This is a genomic window from Paraburkholderia phenoliruptrix, assembly GCF_047325075.1.
Lineage (GTDB): Bacteria > Pseudomonadota > Gammaproteobacteria > Burkholderiales > Burkholderiaceae > Paraburkholderia > Paraburkholderia phenoliruptrix.
Genome location: NZ_CP168530.1, coordinates 981,292 through 995,628, shown reverse-complemented (window position 1 = coordinate 995,628; position 14,337 = coordinate 981,292). Strand labels below are relative to the sequence as shown.

The 14,337-nt window shown below is 64.0% G+C and carries 15 protein-coding genes; 4 read left to right on the top strand and 11 right to left on the bottom strand.

Annotation, left to right across the window (positions count from 1 at the left end; all coding sequences use genetic code 11):
* Positions 1-22 precede the first annotated feature (22 nt).
* On the bottom strand, positions 23-1,978 hold the full coding sequence (locus ACEN8U_RS04405; RefSeq protein ID WP_368608046.1) for a PhoX family phosphatase: 1,956 nt from the start codon (positions 1,976-1,978) through the stop codon (positions 23-25).
* Between the two features lie 170 nt (positions 1,979-2,148).
* Positions 2,149-2,709 (bottom strand): hypothetical protein, encoded by a 561-nt coding sequence (locus ACEN8U_RS04400; RefSeq protein WP_368576715.1) that lies wholly within the window; start codon positions 2,707-2,709, stop codon positions 2,149-2,151.
* 204 nt (positions 2,710-2,913) lie between these two features.
* Between ACEN8U_RS04400 and ACEN8U_RS04395 the strand changes: the two genes are divergently transcribed.
* Together ACEN8U_RS04395 and ACEN8U_RS04390 are read left to right on the top strand one after the other, a co-directional pair.
* Positions 2,914-3,348: a sugar ABC transporter ATPase gene (locus ACEN8U_RS04395; protein ID WP_368608047.1), complete on the top strand. Its 435-nt coding sequence runs from the start codon at positions 2,914-2,916 to the stop codon at positions 3,346-3,348.
* Between the two features lie 58 nt (positions 3,349-3,406).
* Complete coding sequence (locus ACEN8U_RS04390; RefSeq protein ID WP_368576713.1) at positions 3,407-3,925, top strand: metal-dependent hydrolase; 519 nt, start codon at positions 3,407-3,409, stop codon at positions 3,923-3,925.
* Positions 3,926-3,968: 43 nt separating this feature from the next.
* On the opposite strand, the gene ACEN8U_RS04385 is transcribed toward ACEN8U_RS04390, so the two are convergent.
* From ACEN8U_RS04385 to ACEN8U_RS04375, 3 genes are all read right to left on the bottom strand, one after another.
* The gene (locus ACEN8U_RS04385; protein WP_413657365.1) at positions 3,969-4,892 is read right to left on the bottom strand and encodes an AraC family transcriptional regulator; all 924 of its coding nucleotides are present in this window, start codon (positions 4,890-4,892) and stop codon (positions 3,969-3,971) included.
* Positions 4,892-5,818, bottom strand: a complete 927-nt coding sequence (epsC, locus tag ACEN8U_RS04380) for a serine O-acetyltransferase EpsC (protein WP_368576711.1) — start codon at positions 5,816-5,818, stop codon at positions 4,892-4,894. The genes ACEN8U_RS04385 and epsC overlap by 1 nt, the downstream gene beginning before the upstream one ends.
* 106 nt (positions 5,819-5,924) lie before the next feature.
* Positions 5,925-6,158, bottom strand: a complete 234-nt coding sequence (locus tag ACEN8U_RS04375; RefSeq protein ID WP_013590843.1) for a hypothetical protein — start codon at positions 6,156-6,158, stop codon at positions 5,925-5,927.
* Between the two features lie 270 nt (positions 6,159-6,428).
* On the opposite strand from ACEN8U_RS04375, the gene ACEN8U_RS04370 reads away from it, so the two are divergent.
* Both ACEN8U_RS04370 and ACEN8U_RS04365 read left to right on the top strand, forming a co-directional pair.
* Positions 6,429-6,881 carry a DUF3005 domain-containing protein gene (locus ACEN8U_RS04370; RefSeq protein ID WP_368576710.1) on the top strand — a complete coding sequence of 151 codons (453 nt, stop codon included), beginning with the start codon at positions 6,429-6,431 and terminating at the stop codon, positions 6,879-6,881.
* A 225-nt stretch (positions 6,882-7,106) separates the two neighbouring features.
* Positions 7,107-7,712 carry a short chain dehydrogenase gene (locus ACEN8U_RS04365; RefSeq protein WP_014972314.1) on the top strand — a complete coding sequence of 202 codons (606 nt, stop codon included), beginning with the start codon at positions 7,107-7,109 and terminating at the stop codon, positions 7,710-7,712.
* A gap of 45 nt (positions 7,713-7,757) precedes the next feature.
* Here ACEN8U_RS04365 and ACEN8U_RS04360 read toward each other — a convergent pair whose 3' ends face one another.
* The 6 genes from ACEN8U_RS04360 to ACEN8U_RS04335 all read right to left on the bottom strand — a co-directional run bounded on the left by ACEN8U_RS04360 (position 7,758) and on the right by ACEN8U_RS04335 (position 14,112).
* Positions 7,758-8,687, bottom strand: a complete 930-nt coding sequence (locus ACEN8U_RS04360; protein WP_368608049.1) for an ABC transporter permease — start codon at positions 8,685-8,687, stop codon at positions 7,758-7,760.
* Entirely contained in the window at positions 8,687-9,583 is an 897-nt protein-coding gene (locus ACEN8U_RS04355) for an ABC transporter permease (protein ID WP_368608050.1), read from the bottom strand. The genes ACEN8U_RS04360 and ACEN8U_RS04355 overlap by 1 nt, the downstream gene beginning before the upstream one ends.
* A complete protein-coding gene (locus ACEN8U_RS04350; RefSeq protein ID WP_368576707.1) occupies positions 9,580-10,659 on the bottom strand; it encodes an ABC transporter ATP-binding protein in 1,080 nt (359 codons plus the stop codon). The genes ACEN8U_RS04355 and ACEN8U_RS04350 overlap by 4 nt, the downstream gene beginning before the upstream one ends.
* Positions 10,660-10,737: 78 nt before the next feature.
* A complete protein-coding gene (locus ACEN8U_RS04345; protein ID WP_368576706.1) occupies positions 10,738-11,913 on the bottom strand; it encodes an extracellular solute-binding protein in 1,176 nt (391 codons plus the stop codon).
* A gap of 293 nt (positions 11,914-12,206) precedes the next feature.
* On the bottom strand, positions 12,207-13,151 hold the full coding sequence (locus ACEN8U_RS04340) for an SMP-30/gluconolactonase/LRE family protein (RefSeq protein WP_368608051.1): 945 nt from the start codon (positions 13,149-13,151) through the stop codon (positions 12,207-12,209).
* 7 nt (positions 13,152-13,158) lie between these two features.
* The gene (locus ACEN8U_RS04335) at positions 13,159-14,112 is read right to left on the bottom strand and encodes a dihydrodipicolinate synthase family protein (protein WP_368608052.1); all 954 of its coding nucleotides are present in this window, start codon (positions 14,110-14,112) and stop codon (positions 13,159-13,161) included.
* Positions 14,113-14,337 lie beyond the last annotated feature (225 nt).

Here is a 14,337-nt window from a genome sequence, read left to right as displayed (position 1 = left end):
GGCGCGCGCCGCCTCTCGTGTGTTACAGCTTGATCGACGTCGGATCGGCCGTCAGATAACCGACCGTCGCGCCGAAGCGGTCCTTGTAGTTGGCCCGCACGAGCGGATCGAGCGTCGACTTGACCTTGTCGTGCAACGGACTTTCCCAATCGCCGACGTGCTGGAAGTTGCTCATCACGTAGGTCCAGCCGTTGATTTCGTCGACCGCGTGCAGGCCCGTCGACTCCGCGCCCGCCGGGCATGACAGCACGCGCGAGAGCGTCTTCGTGTCGACGTTGTAGGCCCACAGGAAGTTGTTCACGTGCATGCCGCTGTCCTCGCCGATAAAGAGCGTGCGCAGCTTTTCCGAGAACTTCAGATTGTCCGGGTTCGCGATGCGATCCGGGTTCGCGGTGTTGCCGAGCGCGTCGGCGGCAGAGAGGTCTTCGCCGACGAGCGCCGCGGGCGCCGCCATATCGACGGGCACCCACTCGCTGTTGATCGCCCCGCTGCTGCGGTCGAGCTGGCCGCCCTTCATATTGAGTGCATAGACCGCGCCGGCGCTGATCGTCTTGTCGACCGCCACGTCCGTCGACGCGGCATTGCCGCGCACCATCGACTTCTCGATACGCGACATCGCCGAATACAGCACCTTGTCCCTGATATTGACGGTCGTGCCTTCGAGCTTCGTGAAGCCCATGCTGCCGCCGGCGAGCGCCGCGTAGCGGTGCGTCTCGAGAAAGGCCGCGGCTTTGGTCATGCCCGGCTTCACGCGAATCCAGTTGAACGTGCCGTTGAAATTGATTTTCGTGTACGACGTGTCGGCGGGATCGGCGGTCTTGACGTCCATGATGTCCGCGGCGGTGAGCGTGTTCGCGAGCGACTCGATCTCGTCGCTCGTTGCGTGCCCGAGGTTGATCCACGAGAGCGTGGCCGCGCCCGCGCCGCCCGACGACACCTGCGTCCACTTTGCGACATAAAGCGTGCCCGCCGACAAGTCGGCTTCGCGGTCCGCGACGAACATGAAGAGGCCGCCGTTGGTGGCGTCGTCGCCCATCAGGACGGTGCGCCTGTCCGGCATGACCTGAACGAGCTCGTGCGAGATGCGGCCGAGGCAATAGTGCTTTTTGATGCTGCCGGTGCCGTCGGGATTGACGGTCACTTCCGGCAGATGGCCGTAGTGATACGGATTCGCCGCGGTCTCGCTGCCGTACAGATTGCGGCTGAAGCCCTTGAACTGGCTATTGCCGGCGATGGTGGTGGCGTCGGGCTCGTATTCCTCGCTCGACAGATGCGTGTTCCACGGCGAGAGGCTCGCGCCGCAGGTAATCCACAAGCCATGCACCTTCGACGTATCCACGTTGTGATAGCCGATGAGCGTGAGCTTGCCGGTTGCCTGATCCTGGTCGAGCGTCAGCACGGCGATCGGGGAAGGCAGCTGGCCGTACATCGACACGAGGCTCTGGTCGCGCGTCGTGTATTCGAATTGCACGACCGCGAACACGGCCTTGCCCTTGATGCCCTTGACCGTGGGATTGTCGAGGCGAATCAGCGAGCTGCCGTCCGGGCAGTCCGAATAGAACTGGCGCTCCTTGCCCGCCACGGACCGGTCGACGATCGGCTGATTGTTGATGTCCACATAGCCGCCCGCGAGAATCGTCCCGCCCTGAATATTCGGCACCATGTCGCCGGTCATGAAAAACGGCTGGTAGGACAGCTTGAAAGTGCGGCTGCTGCCGTCGCTCAACTGCACGGTCAGCGTGGAAGCCACCGTGGTCTTTGCCATGGCGGCGGGGTCGGCCAGCGTCGGCGCGGCCATCGAACTGAAAGCCGCCGAGACGAAGTTGGCCGCCGGCTTGACCGGCGTCGCGAGGTCGTTGCTGCCGCCTCCGCACGCGCTCAACATGGACGCCGTGGCGAGCCCGCCTAACGGCAGCATGGGTGCACCGGCAAACAGTTTCAGGGCCTTGCGGCGGGAGGGGTCGAACGGCTCTGCCATGTTGTCGTAATCCTGGTGGTGGGTGGCGTGGTTGGGCTCACAGCCGGCACGACCCGGATTCAGACCGCATGATTCACGCTCGCGCCGCTATGACGCGAGGATTCTATGAAGTGAATGTGAAAGTATATTGACAGCTTTCGGTAATATTCGCGCTTTCGATCACCCGGCTGTCAGGCCGGACGCCGGAATTCGTTCTCCACCCACGCCGACGCGCTCGCCTTGCTGAGCCTAAAGCTCGGCGCGACCTGGACTTGCGCCAGCTGCTCGCCGAAAGCGTCGAGCGCGGTCAGGAGCGCATAGGGTTCGTCCTCGTCGGGCACGATGTCGAGCGTGATGTCGAGTTCGTCGCTGCCGTCCGCGCTGGGCACGCGCACTGCCTTGTGAAGCTGCGCGCGCAGCTGCTGCTCGTGGCGGCGCAATACCTCGGAGGCTGTTTTCACGAGCGTGTTGAACGCCGCGGTGTCGAGCGGCTTCGGGTCCTTCTTGTTGCGGCCCATCGTCCATGGGCCGACGAGCGCCGGCTCCGCTTCGCCGTCCTTGATCATTTCGACAGCCCAGCCTTCGTCGTCTTCGTTCTTGATGACGCGCGCGGTCCAGCCGTCGTCGCGCCAGAGGCGGTCTTCGTGCACCGCTTCGAATGCGTCTTCGGGATGCGCGGCGTTCACGGCGGACGCGCCTTCCGTCGCGGAATCAGCAGCAGGGTCGGACGAACGAAGGATGGGGTCGGTCATTGCGGATTCACTCACTTTCACAAGGCATGGACATAGTCGAGCCTGCGATTTTACCCGGCTAGCGTGCGCGGAACATCGCACTCTGACGAACGGACAAGTCTCTGCGGGCATCTCACGTCCGAAACGCGAGCGCGAAAGTCATGACGGAAGCGGCCCGTCATGCCGCGACGTTTCAGCTTGTAACGGAAGTGACGCAGCGAACCTGTGCTCGGTATACTCGGGCGTCCGCATCTGCATCGCGCCTCCAGTTCCCGCCCATACCGGGACGCCGACGACATCGCCATGAAACGAATCTTCCTGCTTACTCCCGCTGCCGCTCTGATTGCGACGCTAGCTGCTTGCGGTTCGTCCAACGGACCTTCCGCACACGACCCGTCGCAGCCCATGATTTACGTATCCTCGCAGCATGCGCCCGGCTATATCGCGAGCTGCCTGCAAAGCCGCCTGTCGCGCGTGCGCCTCGCGCGCGTGGGCAGCGCGACGGAAATCGCGGTCGGCTCCGACTCGAACAATTCGTACTTCGTCACGCTGACGCCGTCGAACGCCGGCTCTGTCATCAAGGTGATGCGTCCGGCCAATGCACCCGACGATCCGCCGGAACCGGAGATGCGCTTTACCATTGCGCGCTGCGCGACGTAATGGTTGGGTCGGGAGTGCGCTGCATTCCTTTCCTCTCTACCCTGCACCGCTTTCTCCCATGGCATCCAGCAACGCGCACCACGCGACCGGTTTCGCGGCCGGCATCATTGCCGCGGCCCTCGTGGTACACACCGGCAACAGCCACGACAGTCTCTTTTATATCGGCGTACTAATGAGCTTCGTCGCGGGCGTCGCCGGCAGCACGGCGCCCGACTGGCTGGAGGTCGCATGGTGGTCGCGCACGCGCCGCTTGTGGATTACGCATCGCACGTTGACGCATTGGGGCATCGGCTGGATGGCATTGCTCGCGGTTTCGTATCACGAACTCGGGCATTCCCTCTATGCGGCGCCCGCATTCGGCTTTGCCTGCGGCGGGCTGATGCATCTGCTCGCCGACTGGCCGAACCCGCTCGGCGTGCCGTGGATCGCGGCACGGCATTCGTTGAACCTATGGAACAGCGGGCACTGCGATCTGATCGTGGTCGCGGCGTCCTTTGGGGCGGCGTGGTTTATCGGCCGGCATGTCGGGCTGCCCGATCTGCATGGGCTCGCCGCGCTGAAGCATTGGCGGTTTTGAATCGCGTGCCAAGGCCGGGCGTCGCGACACACCGCAGCAACGTTTATCGTCGCGTCGCCGCCGCGTAGTTCGCAGGGGTGACGCCCAACAGACGCACGAAGGCGCGCGTCATGTGACTCTGATCAGCGAAACCTGCCGCCGCAGCCGCATCGGCAAGCGATACGCCGCCTGCTATCAGTTGCCGCGCCAGCACCACACGCCGCTGCATGCGGTAGGCGTGCGGCGGCAGACCGGTTTCATGCGCGAAACTTCGTAGTAACTGGAAGCGGCTGATGCCTGCTTCGTCGGCGAGATCGGCAAGGGTCAGCGGCGCGGACGGATCGTCGTCGATGCGTGCTTTGGCGCGCGCAATCGGCCCACGCGAGAGCGACGACGACGCGTGCGCGTGACGGCTTGTGTCACGGCCCCACTTGCGCCCCACATCGCGGCCTACATCGCGGCCTAAATCGCGGCCTAAATCGCGGCCTAAATCGCGGCTCGCATACGCGGACAGCAGGTGCGCGATCAGCGCGAGCAACGCCTGCTCGCGCGCGAGGTCGTCGCCCGCGTCAAACGGCTGCACCGCTACCGCGAATAATCGTTCGAAGAGAAGCTTGAGCAGCGGGTCGTGCACGACCGGCCGTGTGAGTTCGACCTCGCGCGTCTGCACGCTGCCCAGTTCCGCCGCGGCGCCGGCCAGCATCGACGGCTCGAAATACAGCATGTGCCACGCGCGGCCGCGCTCGTCGAGCGGGCTGCCGTCGTGCACCTCGCCTGGATTGACGGTGATCACGTCGTTCATGCGCGCCTCGACCGGCCCGCGGCCGCTCGCCGATTTATGCCCGCCGCTGACGATCAGCCCCACGCCGAAACGATCGTGCGAATGACGCGGAAATGCACGCGCGGTTTCGGCTATCGTCGCCTCGACGCCGGCAATCGCGCAACGGGGCATGTGGACGCGCTCACGCGTTCCGTTGCGCGCAGGCATCAGCGTCGCCCTTCGTCGCCGCGCTCGCCTTCGCGAATCTTGCCTTGCGACACGCTGCTGCCGGGCGGCACGCTATGCGTGAGCCACACATTGCCGCCGATCACCGAGCCCCGCCCGATGGTCACGCGTCCGAGAATGGTCGCGCCCGCGTAGATCACGACGTCGTCTTCGACGATAGGATGCCGCGCATTGCCCTTGATCAGCGTGCCGTCGACATCTGCAGCAAAGCTCTTCGCACCGAGCGTCACGGCCTGATACACACGCACATGCTCGCCGATGATCGCCGTTTCGCCGATCACGACGCCCGTGCCGTGGTCGATGAAAAAACTCGGACCGATGGTGGCGCCCGGGTGAATGTCGATACCGGTAGCCGAGTGCGCGATCTCGTTGATGAAACGCGCGAGCAGCGGCACGCCGAGCCGATGCAGCGCATGCGCGAGCCGATGATGCGTCATCGCCCACACGCCCGGATAGCAAAGCAGGATTTCGGTGATGTGCTGCGCGGCCGGGTCGCCGGTGAAGGCAGCCTGAATGTCGCTCACGAGCAGCGCGCGAATGCCGGGCAACTGCGTGCCGAACTCGCGGGCCACCTCGAACGCGCGCTCGCGCAATTCGGCTTCGGGCGTCTGCGCGTGCTCGGGAAGAAACCGCAGGGCACGGCGAATCTGTTCGGCGAGCAGGCGCAACGTGCTTTCGAGCGTATGGCCGACATAGTAGTCGACGGTTTCGTCGGTCAGATCGGGCGCGCCGTAGTGCGTGGGAAAGAGCGCCGCGCGCAGACCGGCGACAATGCCGACCACCGCTTCGCGCGACGGCAACTCGCGAATGCCGAGCGGATGCCGCGTGCGATGCAGTTCTTCACGCGACGCGCGCAGGTCCGCGACGATCTGTTCGAGGCCCCAGTTCTGGGAAGGCACGTTAGGCATAAAAAGACAGCGCCGTGCGCCGAGGCACGGTATCGAGTGATGGTCCCGAGAGATTACCGCGTTTTGCGGACGCTCGCGCAGGGCAGCGCGAAGTGTCTGCGCGCGTTCAGATAGTCACGCTGCTCGCGTCGATCCAGCGCACCGCCCAATCGCGCGCATGGGCGATGGCCGTGGCTTCGTCGGGAAAGCGCAGGTCGGTCGGAAAAAAACGGTTGGCGACGAGCTCGCCGTCGCTCGACCGCGAGATGACCACGTACGGCTGCCAACTGCCGTCACCCGCGCGTGCGGGTGCGCAATTTAACAAATAGCCGCGATGTGTGAATGCAGCATCGAAGTGCATAGGTCACCCGCCCTGACGGCCCCGTAGAATGTTTTAAGTCAGCCCGCGTTCCTCGCACCGCACCGGAAAAAGCGGCGGATTTCCGCACAGTAGCACCGGCGCAGTACAGATTAACTTCGCTCGAACCGCCCTCCTCCTGCCGGAGTATGATCATACTCTGTAGAAAATGCGCGTTCATTAAAAAAATCGAAAGACGCGCGAACGCAATCGCCTTGGAAAGGGAACGGACCTTGCTCTCCGGCACCCTGACTTCTTGAAAGGAGAATGCATATGAACAACCAAATCGACAAGCCAGCGGACGCACGCAAAGTCGCGGGCATGAACCGCCCCTGCACTGCGGAGCTCTACAACGACCGCACGCACGACAGCACGGTCGACACCGACGGCAAGAACCATGAAGCGGCGCGCATTGCGGGCCAAAGCCCGATCGCCGTCGATGAAATCACCACCAGCAACGCGACGCTCGAAAACAGCGTGCCCGAAGCGCTCGACGGCATGGCGGGCTTCGACAGCCGTGTGGGCGGCAATCATCTGCTGCTTGCGCTCGAGCCGGGCTATACCGTGATCGACAAGGGCATGTTCGAGCCAGAGGCGCTGCATTCAGCCGACCCGCTCTTCGACTATTCGCCTGCGGGCGAAAATCGCCGGGAACGCGGCCGGGTCCATTACGCCCTTAATCATTTGCGCCCCACGCGCGTGATCGAAATACATCGCGTGAAATAATCATCTGAATCGCACGCGTGTTTGAATCACAGCGCCGCAGCCCATTTGTCGGCGGATAACTCGGGCGCGCGCTGTTTAAATAGCGATGCGATAGCGAGGCGCATTTTTATCGGCTGCTCGCGGGATTACAAACCGAGGGTTGCAAGACCTGCTCGCGAGCGGAGCTTTATCCTGCTCCGCAACGCGGCGCACAATCGCTTCACGTCTAACTCAACGGAGCGGTAGATGAAAAAGATCGTCGTCATCGGCGCAACCGGCACACTCGGCCGGGCAGTGAGCGCGGAGCTGAAGGCCCGCCATGAAGTCATCGAGGTCGGCGCGACGCGCGGCCAGTATCAGGTGGACAGCACCGACCCGGCGAGCGTCGAGCGGCTCTTTCGCGAACTCGGCAAGGTGGACGGCGTGGTGACCACCATCGGCAAAGTGCATTTCGGACCGCTGCCGCAAATGAGCATCGAGCAGTTCTGGGTGGGCCTGCGCGACAAGCTGATGGGGCAGATCAACGTCGTGCTGGCGGGCCAGAACTATGTGAACGACGGCGGCTCCTTCACGCTGACGAGCGGCATTCTCGCCGACGAGCCGATTCGCGAAGGCGCCAATGCGACGACTGTGAATCTGGCACTGGAAGGTTTTGTGCGCGGCGCGGCGATCGAACTGCCGCGCGGCATCCGCATCAACGTCGTGAGTCCGACGGTGCTGAGCGAATCGATGGAAGGCTACGCGCCTTACTTTCGCGGCTTCGAACCGGTTACCGCACAGCGCGCCGCACAGGCGTACTTGCGCAGCGTCGAAGGCGCGCAGACGGGCCGCGTCTATCGCGTCGGCGACTAATCTTCGGACGATGCGGCGTTCGCGCACTGCGATGCGCGTGCGCCGCTAGTGCTTCTGCTCCTTCACGCGCGAGACGATCTGCGTCGGGCTCACGAACTGCAGCGCGATCAGCACCCATATGAGCGTGATCGCCATGTAGATCATCGCCATCGCGTCAATGGACTGCGGCGCGCGCACGCCGGTTGAAAACACCGCGTAGTACAGCGCGACCACGAGGGTTTGCGTCGCCGGTCCGGCCGTGAAAAACGTCAGCTCGAACATGCCGATGGTGCGCACGAGCACGAGGAGCGCGGCCGCGAGCATGCCGGGCACGAGCAACGGCAGCAGCACGTAGCGGAAGTAGCGGAACGTGTTGGCGCCGAAAATGCGAGCCGCCGCTTCCAGATTCGGATCGATCTGCTCGATGAAGGGCGTCATCACCAGAATGACGAAGGGCAGCGCGGGCACGAGATTCGCGAGGATGACGCCGCTCAGCGTGCCGGCCAGCCCGACCTTGTACATGACGGTCGCCATGGGAATGCCGTAGGTGACGGGCGGCACCATCAAGGGCAGCAGGAAAATCAGCATCGCAAGGCGCTTGCCGGGAAACTGCACGCGCGCGAGTGCATACGCCGCGGGTACGCCGAGCAGCACCGAGAGCAGCACGACCGCGCCGACGACTTCGACCGTCACCCACAACACGCTCGCCAGTTGGAAATCGCTCCACGCCTGCGCATACCAGTGCAGCGTGAATCCCTGCGGCAGCAAGGTGCCGAACCAGCGCGTCGCAATCGAATTGACCGCCACGGTCGCGATCAACAGCACGACGTTCGCGAGGAAGAACACCATCGCGCCCCAAACGAAGACACGCCACACGCGGCCGGGCACGCTCGCGCGCTGCTTTGCGCGCTTGCCGGGCTCGCGCGCGTCGTCGCCTGGGTGGCTCGGTGGCGACGCGGACCACGAAGCTGGCGCGCCGCGATGCTCGCTCGTCATCAGCCTTTGCCTCCTGTCGCCGGACCGCTATAGAACAGGCGGCGCGCGCCGAGCATCGCAGCGACCACCAGCAGTTGCACGAAACCCATCACCATCGCGATCGCGGAGGCGAGCGAATAGTCATAGCTCTCGAACGCGGCTTCCGCCGCCGCAATCGACATGACGCGCGTCGGTCCCGCCGGCGCACCCAACAGCACCGCCGATGGAAACACCGAAAACGCCTGCACGAACGAAAGACACGCGGCCATCGTCAGTCCCGGCACGAGGAGCGGCAGATAGATGCGCAGGAACTGCTGCCACGGGCTCGCGCCGAGTGTCGCGGCAGCGCTTGCGAGCGTGGGGTCGATGCCTGTCACGTACGACAAGGTCAACAGGAATGCGAACGGAAACCCCGAGACGATCAGCGAGATCAGCACGCCCCAGAAGTTATGCGTAAGCCGCACTTCGCTCGTATACAGATGCAAGCCGTGCAGCGCCTGCGGAAACCAGCCGTTCGGTCCAAAGTAGGTCAGCATGCCGTCGGCGATCAGCACGGTGCCGAGCGTCACCGGAATCACGAGCAATGTGGTGACAAACTTCTGATAACGCGAATGCCGCCGCAACGCGAATGCGACCGGGACCGATACGCCCGCGTTGATCAGCGTGGCCGGCACGGCGAGTTTCAACGTGACGAGGATGGTCGGCCACATCGACGTGTCGGTGAAGAACGTCAGATAGTTGGCCCAGGCACTGCCGCCGTTCATCGGCCGGAACGAGAGCGCGAGGCCGTACGCGAACGGGTAGATGAACAATGCGACGATGAAAAGCAGCGCCGGCGTGACGAGCCACGCCTTGCCGTCGCGCTGTCGTGCGGGTGCGGCCGGCGCAACGGGCGCGGGAAACGTGGGGGAATTCATGCCGGCTCTGCGTCATACACAAGCGTGCGCGACGGCGGCACACGCAAGCTGATGTGCTGGCCTTCCTCGAATTCGCCGGCCACGCGCGCCCACAAGTCGCCGAATGCCGTCTTCACGCGCAGCAGCGAACTGTTGCCGCCGTATTCGACCACGCTGACGAGCGCGTCAAACGCATTCTCGGCGTGAGGCTCGGTACGCTCCATGTCTTCCGGACGCAGCGCGACGCTCACGCGCTTGCTGTCGAACCCGGCCATCGGCGTGCCGATCAGACGCACGCCGTTTGCACTCACCACCACGCCCTCGCCTTGCGTGCCTTCGAGCGTGAATTCGGCGACATTGCGATAGCCCATGAAGCGCGCGACATGCAGATTGCGCGGGCGCGTGTAGACCTCTTTCGGCGTGGCGACCTGCTGCACCACACCCTCTCTCATCACGACGATGCGGTCGGCCATTGAAAGCGCTTCGTCCTGGTCGTGCGTGACATAAAGCGTCGCACGTTCGAGCTGGCTATGAATGCGCCGGATCTCCGCGCGCATTTCGATGCGCAGCTTTGTGTCGAGATTCGACAGCGGCTCGTCCATCAGAATGAGCGGCGGCTCGATCACGATGGCGCGCGCAATCGCCACGCGCTGTTGTTGACCGCCGGAGAGTTGTCCCGGCAGCTTGCGTTCGTGTCCGACAAGCTGCACGAGTTGCAGCGCCTCGCGCGCGCGTCGCATCATTTCGCTTTTTCCCACGCCGCGCATCTTCAGACCGAAGCCCACATTGTCGAGCACGCTCATGTGCGGAAACAGCGCGTAGTTCTGGAACACCATGCCGAAGCCGCGCTTTTCCGGCGGCAACACGTCGATACGTTGATCGTCGAGCCAGATGCCGCCGCCGCTTAACGGCTGCAAACCGGCAATGCAGTTCAGCGCCGTCGATTTGCCGCAGCCCGAAGGTCCAAGCAACGCGATGAACTCGCCGCGGCGAATGTTCAGATCGAGCCCCTGCAGCGCGGCAACGGACTGCCCTTCGGCATTTGTGAAACTGCGGCTCACCGAGTCGAGCCGCAACTGCTCAAAGTGATGCTTCATGGCGGTTCCCTGATGCGCGTGAGCCGTCACGCGCGACTCGCACTGGCGTGTGTGTTCAGTCGCGGCCGGACAGCCGGGTCATTTGGTTTTCTGCGCACCCACTTCCGTGTCCCATTTCCTGAACGCGGCGACCATCGCGGCTGCGTTGAGCGGCAACACATGCGGGCGCTCGGCCAGCAGCTTCGCGTACTCCGGCCGGCCGTACTTCTTCAGGACTTCCTGGCTATGCGCGGGCGCCTGTGCTTCCGTTAAGCCCTTGATCGCCGGGCCCGGATAGAAGTAGCCGTCGTCGTAGGTCATGGCCTGCTGCGCGGGCTCCAGCATGAAGTTCATCAGCTTGTAGAGCACGTCGAGCTTTTCCTTCGGGACGCCCTTCGGAATGACCATGTAGTGGGCGTCGTTGACCCACGTCATGTTGTCGAACGCCTGCACGCGGAAGTCAGCCGGCACGATGCCGAGCGCGCGCGGATTGATGTCCCACCCCGTCACGGTCACGGTCATGTCGCGCGTCCCTTCGCCGAGTTCCTTCATGACCGCCGACGTGCCGCCCGGATAGTAAGGAATGCATTCGTTCAGTTGCTTGAGGAAAGCCCAGGTCTTGTCCCAACCGTTGATCGGGTCTTGCGGATTCTTGTCGCCGAGCACATAGGGCAAGCCCATCAGAAACGTGCGCCCCGGCCCCGAGTTGGCGGGACGTGCGTAGATCAGCTTGTCCGGATGGGCCTTGCACCATTGCAGCAGTTGCTCGGGCGTCTTCGGCGGATCGCTGACTTTCGCGGGGTTGTATTCGAGCAGCGGCCCCGCCGGCATATACGCGACCTCGAGGCCGAAGCCTTGCGCGAGATCCTGCATCTTGCGCGGGCCGGGCGCGTATTTGTCGAGCACACCCGGAAATTGCGCCGCATTGTCGGGCAGCAGCTTCGTCCACAGGTTCTGTTCGATGCCGGCCGCGAGCGCGTCGGTGCCGGTCAGCACGAGGTCGATGTCCGAGCGGCCGGCCGCCTGCATCGCCTTGATCTTGCCGGGCAATTGCGGCGCGGGCGCATTGGTATAGGTGATATTGGCGACGAGGTTCGGATACTTCGCCTTGAAGGCCTCGAAGCCGTTGCGCGTGAGTTGAAGATCGCCGGCTACGTCGACGATATTGAGGGTAACCGGATCAGCCGCGTAGGCGGCGGATGCGGATGCGAACGCGGCGCTCGCCGCAAGACAGAGCGACACCAGCCTGAGCGACAACCTGTGCGAAACAGTCATTGCGTCTCCTCGCCTTTTAGTATGAAGTCCGCCGGTCCACCACCCCGTGCGTCTCTTTCAACCCTTGCAACATAGCGAAGCGGAACAGCCGATGTCAAGCAAATATGCGCGACCGCGCTTTCCCGCAGATTGCCGCGATGTCGGGCCGAAGGCCTTTGCCTTCAATGATTTGGCGCGGTTGTATACGAGGGCAAACCCCGATCGGCTGCGTGGCCGATTCGCACGCGGCGCGCTTGTCAGGCAACTGTGCGCGGCTTGTCTTCGCGCCGCCTCCTTGCTAACGCCCCTCGGTCTCAGCCGCCAGGCACGCCCTGCGTGTTCACATAGAGTGAATAGAGGCCGTGACTTGCCGCCATGAAGAGCCGGTTGCGATGACGTCCGCCGAAGCACAGGTTCGCGCAGCGCTCGGGCAACGCGATGTGGCCGATCGGCTCGCCTTGCGGCGTGAAGACGCGCACGCCGTCGAGTTCGTCGGTGCCCATGCCCCAGCCGCACCACAGGTTTCCGTGGATGTCGACGCGAAAGCCGTCCGGCGTGCCAGGGCCTGCGTCGATCAGCACGCGGTTGTTCGAGAGCGCCGCGCCGTTGCCGTCGGCCACGACGTCGAACGCGCGGATCTTGCGCGGCTCGCCCCGCGATTCGACGACGTAGAGCACGGACTCGTCGGGCGAAAAGGCGAGGCCGTTCGGTCCGAGGACGTCGTCGGCCACCATGCTGACTTCGCCCGACTGGCCGTCGATGCGGTACACGCACGCCGGCAGCTCCGACTCCTGCTTCTCGCCCTCGTAGAAGCTGTCGATGCCGAACGTCGGATCCGTGAACCAGATCGAGCCGTCCGTTTTGACGACCACGTCGTTCGGCGAATTGAAGCGCTTGCCGCGATAACGATCCGCCAGCACGGTAATGGCGCCGTCGTATTCGGTGCGGGTCACGCGCCGCGTTAGATGCTCGCAGCTCACGAGCCGGCCCTGCCGGTCGCGCGTATGTCCATTCGCATTGTTCGACGACTGGCGGAACGTGCTGACTGCGCCGCTCGCTTCGTCCCAGCGCAGGATGCGGTCGTTGGGAATGTCGCTCCACAGCAGATAGCGGCCGTCGCCGAACCACACCGGACCCTCGGACCAGCGCGCGCCCTGATACAGACACTCGACGGACGCCGACGCAAGAATCAGCGACTTGAAGCGCGGATCGAACACGCGCACGGAAGGATCGGGATAGCGTCGGCTGGTGTCGGTCATGCTGTCTCTAGGTGGATGGGTTAAGCGATTGCGCCCCGCGCGCGTAGTCTCTTTCGAGCGCGAGCAGCGTGCGCGCCGCCTCGGCGATCTTCGCATGATGTTCGGACGGCGTCGAACTGAGCAGCGGCAGCAGCGGCCCCATGTCGGCGAGCTGCGAGAACGTGAGCGCGTCGTGCAGCACGCGGATCAGCGAAATGTCGTCGCGCAAGGTTTCGAGCGGCAGGAAAGCGTCGTACAAGCGTTGCGCGGCGTCGCTGTCGCCCGATTTCACCGCGCGCAGCAAGCCCGTCACCATGTGCGGCGCGATGCAGCCCGAGCCCGTCGTCCATGCGGCGAGGCCGAACTCGCGCATGTGCACGAGCGCAGGCCGCTCGCCCATGCCCGACACGATCTTGCCGGCCGGCACATGTTCCAGCAGCCGCCGGAGGTACCGATCGTCCGACGGATTCTTGCGGACGATCGCATATTTGACGGCGAGCAAGGTGCCACGTTCGACGAGGCGCGCGAGCGTCTCCACCTCCACGTAGTCCTCGCTTTTGAGGTACAGCGTGAGCGGCATGCCGGCCGCGTCGGCGATGCGCGTGAGGCCCGCTTCGACGCCCTCGGACGTGGTCAGGCCCGCGAGCGGCAGCACCATCGCCGTGCGGTAGCGCGTCTGCGCGAGGATGCGCGCCTGATCGAGCATTTTTCCGTAGTCCGGCCCGATCGCGGGAATCACCCGTGTGCCGGGCCCCGTGACGCCGGACAACATGTCTAACAAATCCCCATATTCGCTGACGGCCACGTGATACAGATTGGCATTGCCGCCGTACAGGAGCGTGCGCACGCCGCCCGCCTCGATGTGGCGGACCAGCGCGGCGTTGCGGTCAGGATCGAGTGTATGGTCGGTGCGGCGCGCGAGCGGCGGTACGGCCATGACCGACGCGGCGAGCTCACTGTCATTGAAGGGGGATTCGTTCATGGGCAAACACCCGAGTGAAGGCAGGCGTCCTACGGTAGCACTCGCCTCGACAAGTTGTCAAACAACAGAACCAGGCATCGGATGACGCGAAGGTCTCGCGTTCGTGACGAAACGTCCGGACACCCCATGCCGTTTTTCGTATGAAAATAGTGCCTGGGCTGTGAACAGCGGAGAAAGGTGCTTCACGCAGAATCGGCAATGCCGGGTAAATGCGGCGATTTGGCG

Bases quoted from the DNA above. Each gene is read 5' to 3' on its own strand.
- ACEN8U_RS04400 (WP_368576715.1), bottom strand. From the start codon at position 2,709: ATGACCGACCCCATCCTTCGTTCGTCCGACCCTGCTGCTGATTCCGCG.
- ACEN8U_RS04335 (WP_368608052.1), bottom strand. From the start codon at position 14,112: ATGAACGAATCCCCCTTCAATGACAGTGAGCTCGCCGCGTCGGTCATG.
- ACEN8U_RS04390 (WP_368576713.1), top strand. From the start codon at position 3,407: ATGGCATCCAGCAACGCGCACCACGCGACCGGTTTCGCGGCCGGCATC.
- ACEN8U_RS04405 (WP_368608046.1), bottom strand. From the start codon at position 1,978: ATGGCAGAGCCGTTCGACCCCTCCCGCCGCAAGGCCCTGAAACTGTTT.
- ACEN8U_RS04345 (WP_368576706.1), bottom strand. From the start codon at position 11,913: ATGACTGTTTCGCACAGGTTGTCGCTCAGGCTGGTGTCGCTCTGTCTT.
- ACEN8U_RS04365 (WP_014972314.1), top strand. From the start codon at position 7,107: ATGAAAAAGATCGTCGTCATCGGCGCAACCGGCACACTCGGCCGGGCA.
- ACEN8U_RS04340 (WP_368608051.1), bottom strand. From the start codon at position 13,151: ATGACCGACACCAGCCGACGCTATCCCGATCCTTCCGTGCGCGTGTTC.
- ACEN8U_RS04370 (WP_368576710.1), top strand. From the start codon at position 6,429: ATGAACAACCAAATCGACAAGCCAGCGGACGCACGCAAAGTCGCGGGC.
- ACEN8U_RS04375 (WP_013590843.1), bottom strand. From the start codon at position 6,158: ATGCACTTCGATGCTGCATTCACACATCGCGGCTATTTGTTAAATTGC.
- ACEN8U_RS04350 (WP_368576707.1), bottom strand. From the start codon at position 10,659: ATGAAGCATCACTTTGAGCAGTTGCGGCTCGACTCGGTGAGCCGCAGT.
- epsC (WP_368576711.1), bottom strand. From the start codon at position 5,818: ATGCCTAACGTGCCTTCCCAGAACTGGGGCCTCGAACAGATCGTCGCG.
- ACEN8U_RS04355 (WP_368608050.1), bottom strand. From the start codon at position 9,583: ATGAATTCCCCCACGTTTCCCGCGCCCGTTGCGCCGGCCGCACCCGCA.
- ACEN8U_RS04360 (WP_368608049.1), bottom strand. From the start codon at position 8,687: ATGACGAGCGAGCATCGCGGCGCGCCAGCTTCGTGGTCCGCGTCGCCA.
- ACEN8U_RS04385 (WP_413657365.1), bottom strand. From the start codon at position 4,892: ATGCCTGCGCGCAACGGAACGCGTGAGCGCGTCCACATGCCCCGTTGC.